Genomic DNA, 12,368 nt, shown 5'->3' on the forward strand with positions numbered 1-12,368 from the left:
CGTCCGCACCTGTAACGCCACCGGCTTCACGCCACGGGACCCCAGCATGCCGCCAGCCGCGCTGCGCAAGACCGCCTCCCTCGCGCCCTTGGCCCCCCCGCCGAGCCAGGGCGAGGCGCGCACCGTGCCCAAAGTGCCGAGCCTCGCCGAGGCGCGCAACGTGCTGGAAGAGGTGTTCGGCTACACCAGCTTCCGCCCGCATCAGGCCGAGATCATCGAGGCCCTGATCGGCGGCGGCGACGTGCTCGCCCTGATGCCGACCGGCGGCGGCAAGTCGCTCTGCTACCAGATCCCGTCCCTCGTGCGCCGCGGCACCGGCATCGTCGTCTCGCCGTTGATCGCGCTCATGCAGGATCAGGTCGACGCGCTGAAGGAAGCCGGCGTCCGGGCCGCCTTCCTCAACTCCTCCCAGGATCGCAACACGCAGGACGCGATCGAACGTCAACTCGTCGCCGGCACGCTCGATCTCCTCTACGTCGCCCCCGAGCGCCTCGTGTTGGATCGTACACTGCGCCTGCTCGAGCGCGCCGAGATCGCCCTCTTCGCGATTGACGAAGCCCACTGCGTATCGCAATGGGGCCATGACTTCCGCCCCGAATACCGCCAGCTCAAGGTGCTCGCGAGCCGCTTCCCGAACACGCCGCGCATTGCCCTGACCGCAACCGCCGATCAGCGCACGCGCGAGGAAATCGCCACCGAACTCTGTCTTGAGAACGCGCTGCGGCGCGTCGCAAGTTTCGACCGCCCGAACATCCGCTACACGATTGCCGAGATGGGCTCGATGAGCGCCCGCGAGCGGCTCTGGAGTTTCCTCGCTGCCGAGCACCCCAACGACGCCGGCATCGTCTACTGCCTGTCGCGCAAATCCGTCGACGAGACGGCCGCCTGGCTTGTGCGCAAGGGACGCAACGCGCTTGCCTATCATGCCGGGCTCGATCCCGAAGTTCGCCGCTCCGCCCAGGAGCGCTTCCTGAAGGACGACAACATCGTCATGGTCGCGACGATCGCGTTCGGCATGGGCATCGATAAGCCGGACGTCCGCTTCGTCGCCCACCTCAATCTGCCGCGCTCCATGGAAGCCTACTACCAGGAGACCGGCCGCGCCGGCCGCGATGGAGAGCCGGCCAACGCCTGGCTCGCCTACGGCATGCAGGACATCATCCAGCAGACGCAATGGATCGCCCAGAGCGAAGGCTCGGAGCTGTTCAAGCGCGCCCAGCGCCAGAAGCTCGATTCTCTCGTCGGCCTGTGCGAAGCCGCGACCTGCCGGCGTCAACTTCTGCTCGCCTATTTCGGCGAGACCGGCTCGCCCCCGTGCGGCAACTGCGACAACTGCCTCAACCCGCCGCAAACCGTCGACGGCAGCGTACCCGCCCAGATGGCACTCTCGGCCGCCTACCGCACCGGCCAGCGTTTCGGCGTCGGCTATCTGATCGACGTCCTGCAGGCGAAAGACACCGAGCGCGCGTGCCGCAACGGCCATGATCGATTGTCGGTGTGGGGCATCGGCAAGGACACGGACGCTACCGTCTGGCGCAGCCTGTTCCGCCAGCTCACCGCCCTGGGCTATCTCGCCTCCGACGAAGAGGGCCACGGCACGGTGCAACTCACCGAAAAGGCGCGGCCCGTGTTGCGCGGCGAAGAGAAGTTCCTGCTTCGCTTGGCGCCGCCCCGGGAAAAGAAGGCCAAGTCGTCGAAGAGCGCCGCCGCATCCGCCGAAAAGGTCGCGGCCTCCGACCGCCCGCTCTACGACGCGCTCCGCGCCCTCCGGCTCAGCCTCGCCACAGCCGCGAAGCTGCCACCCTACGTCATCTGCCACGACAAAACGCTGGTGGAGCTAGCGACCAGCCGCCCCGCCGACGAGGAAGGTCTGCACGGCATCACCGGGCTCGGTGCAAGCAAGATCAAGCGCTACGGCAAGGCTATCCTGGATGAGATCGCGAGCTTTGGCGCCAACACCGGCTTCGACAGCCGCCTGAGCCCGACCGTCAACCGCACGCTTGCCCTGCATCGGACGGGTGTGGCGCCCGAGGCGATCGCGGCCGACCGCAATCTCGATGTTTCGACGGTCTACACCCACTTTGCCGACGCCATCGAAGCCGGTGTCCTTGCGGCCGACGACGTCCTCGATCTGGACCCGGCCGACCTCGACGAAATTCACGCCGTCTTCGAGCGCCTGGGCACCCTCGACTCCGGAAAGCTGGGCCCCGCCCACGCCGCGCTCGACGCACGCTTCGAGTACGGCATCCTGAAATGCCTTCTCGCCGAGCTGGCCTAGCGAAAGCTTTCGCGGCCTCCCCAAAATCGTCATGGCCGCGAAGGCGGCCATCCACGGCAAGTGTCCACGGATGTGACAAATCTGAGAACGCACCCGAGTTGAAACGTGTCGTGGGTGCCCGCCTCCGCGGGCATGACGGTGAGAGTGGGCGGCCGGAATCGCTCAACGGGACACCGCAAGCTATGCTTCGCATGGACCGATCGCTTTCGGGTGAAAGGGCGCGAGCGCATCGCCCCCACTGTCATCCTCGGGGTCATGGCGTAGCCATGCTCCGCATGGACTCCCGAGGACCCATTTCACCACTTGGGAAAGCAGCATGAGGCCAGCGCCCCCTCACCTTCCCCAGGGGGAGAGGGAACCTGTTGCCGATTGGTGGCGGTTGTTACCTCGTTGCATCGCAAGACTACGTCGGAAGCGGTGAGTGCGACCGATCCCTTCTCCCCGTGCTTACGGGGAGAAGGTTAGGATGAGGGGCAGCAACACACCGCAGCGCCAGCATCCGCCCCTCACCCTGACCCTCTCCCCGCGGGCGGGGAGAGGGGATTCTGGTTTTCCATGCAAACGATGCTATAGAGCCCGCCAAACGACGTTCCGGACAAGATGATGAGCAACGACAATCTGGCGGAAACGCCGGAGGCGCAGGACAGCCCCTCCGCAACTGCCGCACCGAAGCCCGCCGCAATGGCCCAGGCAAAGCTCGCCGAGGAAATCGGCCGGCGCCGCACGTTCGCGATCATCTCGCATCCCGACGCCGGTAAGACGACCCTCACCGAAAAGCTTCTCCTGTTCGGCGGCGCGATCCAGCTCGCCGGCCAGGTCAAGGCCAAGCGGGACGGACGCTCCACGCGCTCCGACTGGATGGCCATCGAAAAGGCGCGCGGTATCTCCGTCGTCACCTCCGTCATGACGTTCGAATACGGCGGCGCCGTCTTCAACCTGCTCGACACGCCGGGCCACGAAGACTTCTCCGACGACACCTACCGCACGCTGACGGCGGTCGATTCCGCCATCATGGTCATCGACGCCGCGCGCGGAATCGAAACGCGCACGCAGAAGCTGTTCGAGATCTGTCGCATGCGCGACATCCCGATCGTCACCTTCATCAACAAGCTCGACCGCGAAGCCCGCGAGCCGCTCGATCTCCTGGACGAGATCGAGAAGACTCTGGCGCTCGATACGGCGCCCATGGTCTGGCCGGTCGGCAAGGGTCGCGAGTTCCGCGGCACCTACGATCTCTATCAGCCGCGCATCCGCCGCCTCGACGCAAACCCGGACGGCGAACCGATCACCGGCCCCGACGATCCGCTGCTCCACGAGCTGCTGGAGCCGGACGCCTACGCCCGCTGGCGCGAGGAAATCGATCTCGTGGGCGCCGCGTGCGGCCGCTTCGATCTCGAAAAATTCCGCCACGGCGCGCTCTCGCCCGTCTACTTCGGCTCCGCGCTCAAGAACTTCGGCGTTCGCGATGTGCTGGACGCCCTCAAGACATATGCGCCCCCGCCGCTGTCGCAGCGCGCCGCCACGCGCGAGATCGAGGCGACCGAGCCGGCCATGACCGGCATCGTTTTCAAGATCCAGGCGAACATGGATCCGAACCACCGCGACCGCATCGCCTTCATGCGCGTCTGCTCGGGCAAGCTCACGCGCGGCATGAAGGTGAAGCACGTCCGCTCCGGCAAGACCATGGCGATCAACTCGCCCCAGTTCTTCTTCGCTCAGGATCGCTCGATTGCCGAGGAAGCGTTCGCGGGCGACGTGGTCGGCATTCCGAACCGGGGCGTGCTCCGCATCGGCGACGCGCTCACCGAAGGCGAGGACATCACGTTCCTCGGCATCCCGAGCTTTGCGCCGGAAATCCTGCGCCGCATCCGGCTCGAAGATGCCATCAAGGCCCGGAAGCTCAAGGATGCGATCCGCGAGATGGCCGAGGAAGGCGTCGTGCAGGTGTTCTCGCCGATCGACGGCACCCAGCCCGTCGTGGGCGTGATCGGCGCGCTGCAGCTCGACGTTCTCGCCGACCGGCTCAAGCACGAATACGGTCTGAAGACGGACTTCGATCCCGCGCCGTGCGATGCCGTGCGCTGGATCCGGTCCAAGGACCCCGCAGCTCTCAAGAAGTTCATCGACAGCAACCGCTCGTCGATCGCCACGGACCTCGACGGCGACCACGTCTATCTGCCGGGCTCGATCTTCAACCTCAACTACAACGCCGGCCGCAACCCGGACGTCGAGTTCCTGGAGATCAAGACGTAAGGCCCACGCCGCGGCGCAGCCTATCCATCATTCAAGCCTGGTAGGAAGCCTGCCCCTGCGGCGCACCAAGGACCTGCGGCGCAACATCGGCGACCATGATGCCGGGAGTGTCTCCGATCACGACCGGCTGCCCCAGCACCGCCACCCACTGCACCGTGGCCTGGTATTCGACGTCATTGAGCAGGTTCTCGGTGGGGCGGAACCCCGGCGCCTGGCTGATCGCCAGCGCCACCATCTTGCGGAACTCGGGCACCTCGAAATACGACGTGTGCACGAGTTCGTTCCACGTCAGATAGTTGGAAATCAGCTTCGACCGCGCATCCTCGCCTTCGGCATAGGAAAGTGTGCTGATCGCCTCGCGGAACTTCGCGATCGACTGCGAGGCCATCGCATTGCTGTGCGCGGAAATCCTGTCCGCCACATCCGCCGGCAGCTCCCACGTGACCGGGTCGAGCCATGACGGCCCATAGTCCGCCCCGACGACGATTTCGCCTTCCGTATCGTTGCCGAACGTCGACCGCTTCATTTCGGCCAGCGTCAGCTTGTTCAGCCCGCGCGCGAGCACCTTGCTCACGAACTGAGCCAAATATTCGATCACCTTCAGCATGACGAGCGCAATCACCGCGAACGCCAGCGGCACCAGTATCACCGGGATCAGCAGCCGCAGCAGACCGCCGATCCGTCCCCCCACGACTCCGTCGTCGATCACCGCACTCGAAAGCTCGTCCGTCACGACGTGGAACAGAAGCTTGCTGTTGAGTGCATAGTCATGCCCTCCGCCGCAGAGCCTCCCGCCCTCGCATGGCTGACCTGCACGCTGTAGAAAGCGGCGCTTGAAGCGTTGCGCGCGCTCCACGCTGTTGAACTCCGGAAACGACTGCTCGAGCTGCCGCCGCTTTTCCCGTAGCTCGCGCCGCGCGCCCGCCGCCCGTTGCCGCGCTTCTTCGGCGGCCGCCGGATTGAGACCGCTCTGCTGATCGGCCTGCTCCTGATATTCGCGCATCCGCCCCGAAAAATTCCGCAGTTCTTCGCGCGCTTTGGTCGCCGCGCCGTCTTCCTCGACGAACTCCTGCACGTCGTAAATCCGTGTCTGCAGAAAATCCGAGATCCCGAGCATGATCGTCGGCGACGTCACGGCGAAAAGATAGACGAGCGGCAGCGCGATGACCGCAGCCTTGGTGATCGTGGAGGCCGCGAAACCGTCGTCAAAGAAGTGGAGTTTCATGCCGGGCAGCATGCGCAACCCCTGCACGGCTTCGTCGTTCTTGTGGCTGATTGGCAGCCATTTTCCCGCGTACGAGGTACGCGCGCGCGCTACGGTTCCCCCACTGTACCCCTTCAGCTCTCGCCCATCGAAGAAGCGGAACACGATGTAGGAAAACAGGATGGGCAACGTCATCATTACGCCGTTGAACAACAGCGCCGTGTAGTAGCGGTCGCTGCGTGCCTGGAAGCCATGCGTGAACAACTCACCCATGACGTAGAACAGGAACATCAGCGCCAGCATCAGCGAGGCGACGAAGATCACCTTCCGCGTCAGCGTGAGGCGCGAGAACAGAAAGCGCTCCTTGCGCATCCCGACGAACGGCGTGCCGATCGTGATCCAGCGCTTGAGGTTGACCAGCGGCCTGCGCCGCGACACGCTCTCGATCAGCGCCGACGCAATCACCGACCCGCCGTGGCTATGCCCGACGACGACATACGGCTCGCCCTTCTTGTCGAGCCCGCGCAGCGTCTCGAGCAGAGCCGAGCCTGCCTGACGCCGATCGATCTCGCTGTTCTGGGAGCGCCATGTGAACGGCACGACGTCGACCGGCCCGTCCTCACCCGTGACGTAGCTCTTCACCTCGTGCTCGAAGGTGCTGCCCTGCTGCCACCATTGGACCGGCGCGTCGGGGTTGATGTTGAGGGCGTCGGCCGTGCCCGCCGAATGCACAAACGTGCCATGGACATTGACGACGGTGGCCACACAACCCTCCTACACAACCTGAACGGAACGCCCCCGGGAGCATCCGGCGGATAGCCTATAACCGTGACTGAAGCTAGGCAAAGCCGCTGGCGGGGCGCGCGCCCGGCCAGCAGTCAGGCGACCTCCTAGGGCTTGGCCTCCGCTCGCGCCGACGACGTCCGCACCGCGACCAGCAGATTGGATTCGTTTGGACGCCACCGGTAGCCGACCCCGAAATCGATGGGCGTGGCACGGCCTTTCGCGAACAGCTCCTGCATCTTCGGCTGGTAGGCCCTGGGGAAAATCCCAAGCGGCCGCAGATACCGGCCATAGGCCTCGAGCCGCCAGGCGGACTCCTCCAGGAAGCGCACCGGCACCCCCGAGTCGTCCTGCACCAGCGTGCCGCTGTTCTCGACGATGAACGACCGCACCATGGAGAAATTATCGGAGTGCATCAGGTACGACGCGCTCTTGACGAAGCTGTCACCCTCGCCGAGCCCCTTGCAGAACGCCAGAAACCCGCTCGCCTTCAGGCCGCCGTCCGAAAGATCGGTGTTGAAGTAATAGAGCGTCTTGTCGGGACCGGCCCCGGACGAGAACTGAATCTTGGCGCCCGGGCTCGCCCCCTTCGCCAACTCTCCCGTGAGCGGCGTCACCGTGCCGTCGGTGTTGAGCGAAACGAGCGTCGTCTCTTTCACCGTTTTTCCGGACCGCGCCAGGAACGTGTAGAGAATGGGAAGCGTGCCGGTGAGGCGTCCGTCGCGCAGCTGCGTCTTCATCTTCTTGGTGATGAAGAAGCTGTAGCTCAGCACCGAGTTGAGCGAGTTCTGCAAGCCCCGCAGCTCGCCCCCGAACGCCCGCGGCGTCAGCGCCGTGAGATCCGGCACCTGCCCGACCGGCTCGAGGCCGGACAGCACGTACGTCGAAGCGCCGTCGAAGAACGCGTCCGCGTACAGGAAGTCCGGACCGCTGAACATATAGAACAGCACCGGCTTGCGGTTCGGCACATGCTTGGCCGACCACGTCTTGATCTTGGAAAGCTGGCGCGCCGAAAGCTGCGCCCACGCCGAATTGAAGTACCGCGAATGCGACTGCCACGACGCCTCTTTCGTGAACGCTTCGAGCGGCGAGCCGGTCGAGGGCGCCAACCCTCCGAGCACGCGCGCCGTATCGTCTGGCGTCGCCTTGGCCTGCGTCGCCTTGGCCTGCGCGGCCGGGGCGGCAGGCGCCTGCGCGTTTGCCCGATCTGCGAATGGAAGGCTCGCGAACGCGAGCGCCAGGGCAAGCCCCGCGAGAACTGCGTGACGCAATCTCATCTGCCGAAATCCCTTGATGTTTGCGGTGGTGTTCGTCATGCCCGCGCCCCGCCCCTGTTCGACAGCGCGAACAGCACCAAGCCGGACGCCATCAGCCCGAGACTGGCAAGCGATTGCCAGGGCTTTTCGAAAAGAAGGTAAGTCATCATGAAGCCCGTGACGCCGAGAAACACGAGCGGCGTCAGGGGAAATGCCCAGACCTTGTAGGGCCGCGGCAGGTCCGGACGCGTCACGCGCAGCACGATCACGCCCGCCACGGCCAGGAACGAGCACAGCGTCAGGCTGAACTGGATGAAGTCGAGAACCGCTTCGAAGCTTTGCGTGAGCAGCAGAAGCGTCACGACCGAGATCTGCAGCAGGATCGCCGTCGCCGGTACGCCGCTGCGCGAGTACCGGGCAAATACGCTGAGCAACGAGAAGTCCTCGCCCATCGCCACCGTCACGCGCGGACCGATCCACATCATGGCGCTGATGGCAGAGACGAGGCCGATGCAGATCAAGCCGGCCACGATGCGCCCGCCGGTGGCGCCGAAGATGTGCTCGCCCGCAACCTGCGCCACGTTGAGCTGCCCCGCCATCGCGCTCATTGGCGTCGTATAGAGAAAGACGGCGTTGAGCAGCACGTAGAGCACAATGACGATCAGCGTTCCCCAGAACATCGCCCGCGGCAGACTGCGGGCCGGATCGTGCACGTCGCCCGCGATGTAGGTCGCGGCATTCCACCCCGAGTAGGAGTACATGACGAACACGAGGCTGACGGCGAACGGCGCGCTCGCGAGATAGGCGAGGTCGCCCGCCTGCGGCAGGAACGAGATCGGCTGCGGCTCGGCGGTCGAGAACCCGGCAACGATGAAGACGAGAATCAACGCGACCTTGATGGCCGTCGCGACGTTCTGAAAAATCACGCCCGGCGCCGCGCCGGAGAGCTGGATCAGCGTGACGCCCCACGCCACGGCGAGGCCGCACAGCAGCGGCGGAGCCCCCGGGAACGCGCCGGCGAAATAGTCGCCGAACGCCATGGCCGCCAGCGCGACCGGCGCCGCGAAGCCGACGGTCGCCGAGACCCAGCCGGCCATGAAGCCGATCATGGGGTGATAGATGCGCGACAGGAAGTTGTATTCACCCCCCGAACGCGGAAACGCGACCGCCAGCTCGGCGTACGAGAGCGCACCACACAGGGCCGCCGCGCCGCCGACAATCCAGAGCATCAGAACGGCAAAGCCGGACGGCAGTGACAGGAGCTGGAAGCCGAGGCTCGTGAACACGCCGATGCCGATCATGTCCGCAACGGCGATGGCCGTCGCAGTCCCCGTCGACACCGACCGCCGGTCGGCGTCGGGAGCGCGCGCGGTGAGAACGGCGTCCGTCGAAGTCATCTATCTGTGCCCACGTCCAAATCGAGCCGGAACCCTATAAGGCGGAACACGGACCAACAAGCGCGGGGCGAAATTCGGCGGTTCACGTGGCCAAATTGCACCGCCGGCGCAAATGCAACACAGATCAGTGGTCTCACATCTTGGACACGATTGATCGGTAAGGCGTCTGGGACGGGCATCAAGGCTCAAGAAACCATTCCGAGCCTAGGGTGTTCATTGAGCGTGTTCGTATTGAGCGTGTTCGCATCAAGGGGGTTCCGAGCGGGCCATGCGCGCATCTGGGCGCAGCCACAATCCGCATCCCTCAAGCAACGGCGGCCATGGAATGAGGCGTTCAGCCGAGACGACGACGACCTATGCGAACGCCGCGCGGCGAGCCGTTGCGCGCACGGCCAGGTTGTGTGCCGTCGCCCTGGCCGCGTTCGCGGCTCCTGCCGCGCACGCCAAGGCCACCCCCGTCAAACCGAATCCCGCCCGCGTCGCGATGCCGGAAGCCGTTCCGAAGCCCCATCCGGTCCAATCCCGTTCCGCGCCGCTCGCGCAAGCCAAGACGGCGCTCCTTCCCTTCCAGACCGCACCTTTCCCCTATCGCGGTGAAGTGCCGGGCACCGGCCACCCCTTCCTCGATGTCGTCAACGAGGAAGGCCGTCGCGGCCACACGACGCCTTATGGGCGGCTCTACTGGGAAGACGAAACGTACGCCGACGACCGCGTTCTCCTGCACATTCCCAAGGGCTTCGACATCCGCCGCCCCTCGGTGATCGTCGTCTTCTTCCATGGCCACGGCGCCACCCTCGAGCGCGACGTGCTGCGCCGCCAGCGGGTTGCAGATCAAATCTCCCGCTCGGGCGCCAACGCCGTCCTGATCGCCCCGCAATTCGCCGTCGACGCCGCCGATTCGAGCGCTGGCCGCTTCTGGGAGCCGGGAGCCTTCGGCCGCTTCATGGGGGAAGCGACGCAAGCCCTCACCAAACTCCACGGCGACCGCCGCAGCGCCGTGAGCTTCGCCTCCGCCCCCGTGGTCTTTGTCGCCTACAGCGGTGGATATCTTGCAGCCGCCACCTGCGCCACGAAGGGCGGCCTGAAAAAACGCCTGCGCGGCGTCGTGCTGCTCGACGCCCTTTACGGCGAGCTCGGCAAGTTCACGTCCTGGATCGAAAACGACCGCTCTGCCTTCTTCGTCAGCGCCTACCTCGGCTCCACGCGCGACAAGAACGTCGAGCTGGCCACCATCCTGGCATCGAAGGACATTGCCTACGAAACCGAGCTGGTCCGGCCGCTCAATCAGGGCGACGTGACGTTCCTGTCTGGCCTGTCCGGCGGCGAGGATGTGTCCCATCGCAGCTTCGTGACCCGGGCCTGGGTGGACAACCCCATCGAGGACCTGCTCCGGCGCCTGCCCGGCTACCGGCGCTAAACGCCAGTTTCCGGCATCCTCTGCCGAACATCTCACAAAATGTCATCCACCACCGCTCGGTTAAGCGGACTTTAATGCATGCTGATCAATTCTACAGGCTGATGCTTCTTTAGACCCGACGGGAACGTTTGCGGGCGGCTGTTTCCCCGTGAGCAATCCCGAACCGGGCTCCGTCAACCAAGGAGAATTTGCGTGTTTTCAATGCGACGCACGACTGAGCCCACGGACAAGATGCCGGTTCAAGCCGCGCCCGCCGGTCGAGCGGAGCAGCAGCTGGTCGACGCCCTCGAAACGCTCATTCGCAGCAAGCTGTCCGCCAAAATCTCCATCGACGGCAATCTGGGCAACGCCCTCGAACGTCTCGTCGACCTCGTGAAATCCGGTTACTCCAACCAGCTCGTCCTGGCGAGCGGCCTCGGCAAGGAAGCCTGCGAAGCCGCCATCAACATCGGCTGGCTGTCGCACGACTTCAGCGAAGTGGCCCAGTCGACGGTCTCGATCTCGAGCGCCGTCGAACAGATGGCCGCGTCCATCGCCGAACTGTCCACCGTCTCCGCCGCCAGCGCCACGCAGACCGAGAATGCGCGCGACACCATGCGCAGCTGCATCAACGACAGCCGCGCGGCCGTTGAGGCCATGACGAACATCCAAGGCCAGTCGAGCAAGATCGGCGAGCAGGTCGCGGTGCTGCAGAGCGCCGTCGATCAGATCGGCGAAATGGCAACCTCGATCGACTCGATCGCGCGTCAGACGAACCTTCTGGCCCTCAACGCCACCATCGAAGCAGCCCGCGCCGGTGAAGCAGGCCGCGGCTTCGCGGTCGTCGCCGCCGAAGTGAAGAGCCTCTCCGTTGAAACCGGCAAGGCAACGCAGGAAATCCGCTCGCGCGTCGAAGCCCTCACCCGCGAAATGCGCGAGATCCGCCACGCCGTCGCCGACAGCCTGAAGTCCGTGGCCTCCGGCAATTCCGTGGTCACCCAGGTCGGCTCCATCATCGAAAGCATGGGCGACGAAGTTGCCGAGGTTGCCGAGCGCATCCGCGGGCTCTCGAACGTGCTCGAACAGCAGCGCGCCGCCACCACCGAAATCACGCAGAACGTCGTCCGCATCTCGGAAAAGGCCACCAAGAGCAAGGACGAAGTCCAGAAGATCGGCAAGCGCCTCGAGGAATGCGAAGGCACTCTGCGCAAGGCGTTCGACGCCGCCGAGCTGCCGGTTCGCTGCGCCGCGCTCATCCGCGTCGGCTCCGAATCCGTATCCTGGAAGCTCCAACTCGCCCAGATCCTGCTCGGCGCGATGCCGGTGCCCGCCACGACCCCGCAGCTCTCGCAGTCCGGCGTCATGGCGGAAGCCGACGAGGTCGCGAATGCAACCGGCGCGTCGTCTCTCGCCGCCGATCTCGCCTCTGCGATGTCCACCGCCCAGACCCAGGCGACGAAGATGGTCGACGAGGTCCGCAATCACAACTGGGGCGCCGCAACGCCGGCCTACGTCGCCTGCGACGAAGCCATCGCGAAGCTCCAGCAGGCCGCAGCGCGCCTACTCGAACGCGCCGCCGGTTAAGCGACCACCACCCGAAAACAAAACGGCGCGCGACCATCCGGTCTGCGCGCCGTTAGTTTTTTGGAGGCGCGAACGCTAGAGGATTTCCGATCACACGGACGCGCACATTCTTCACCCTCCCCTTGACGGGGAGGGTGGCGCCGGCGTGACGGCGCCGGGTGGGGTGAAGCCAGAAAACCGACGAATGTCTCTTGGCTTTGCGCCTCTTACTCCTCCC

General features: G+C 65.3%; 7 protein-coding genes. 4 read left to right on the forward strand and 3 right to left on the reverse strand.

Annotated elements, in window-relative coordinates:
* Positions 1-46: 46 nt before the first annotated feature.
* Positions 47-2,278 carry a DNA helicase RecQ gene (gene recQ, locus ACTIFK_RS03745; RefSeq protein ID WP_439541709.1) on the forward strand — a complete coding sequence of 744 codons (2,232 nt, stop codon included), beginning with the start codon at positions 47-49 and terminating at the stop codon, positions 2,276-2,278.
* Between the two features lie 681 nt (positions 2,279-2,959).
* A complete protein-coding gene (locus ACTIFK_RS03750) occupies positions 2,960-4,531 on the forward strand; it encodes a peptide chain release factor 3 (protein WP_439542068.1) in 1,572 nt (523 codons plus the stop codon).
* A gap of 31 nt (positions 4,532-4,562) precedes the next feature.
* Here the strand turns inward: ACTIFK_RS03750 and ACTIFK_RS03755 are convergent, their stop codons facing one another.
* From ACTIFK_RS03755 to ACTIFK_RS03765, 3 genes are all read right to left on the reverse strand, one after another.
* Entirely contained in the window at positions 4,563-6,500 is a 1,938-nt protein-coding gene (locus tag ACTIFK_RS03755) for a hypothetical protein (RefSeq protein ID WP_439541710.1), read from the reverse strand.
* Between the two features lie 125 nt (positions 6,501-6,625).
* On the reverse strand, positions 6,626-7,834 hold the full coding sequence (locus ACTIFK_RS03760) for a hypothetical protein (RefSeq protein WP_439541711.1): 1,209 nt from the start codon (positions 7,832-7,834) through the stop codon (positions 6,626-6,628).
* Positions 7,831-9,171 carry an APC family permease gene (locus ACTIFK_RS03765; RefSeq protein WP_439541712.1) on the reverse strand — a complete coding sequence of 447 codons (1,341 nt, stop codon included), beginning with the start codon at positions 9,169-9,171 and terminating at the stop codon, positions 7,831-7,833. Before ACTIFK_RS03765 ends, ACTIFK_RS03760 begins: the two co-directional genes overlap by 4 nt.
* A 325-nt stretch (positions 9,172-9,496) precedes the next feature.
* On the opposite strand from ACTIFK_RS03765, the gene ACTIFK_RS03770 reads away from it, so the two are divergent.
* Complete coding sequence (locus ACTIFK_RS03770; RefSeq protein WP_439541713.1) at positions 9,497-10,588, forward strand: alpha/beta hydrolase; 1,092 nt, start codon at positions 9,497-9,499, stop codon at positions 10,586-10,588.
* Between the two features lie 201 nt (positions 10,589-10,789).
* The gene (locus ACTIFK_RS03775; protein WP_439541714.1) at positions 10,790-12,151 is read left to right on the forward strand and encodes a methyl-accepting chemotaxis protein; all 1,362 of its coding nucleotides are present in this window, start codon (positions 10,790-10,792) and stop codon (positions 12,149-12,151) included.
* The last annotated feature ends 217 nt before the right edge of the window (positions 12,152-12,368 follow it).

This window comes from Hyphomicrobium sp., assembly GCF_051860585.1.
GTDB lineage: Bacteria > Pseudomonadota > Alphaproteobacteria > Rhizobiales > Hyphomicrobiaceae > Hyphomicrobium_C.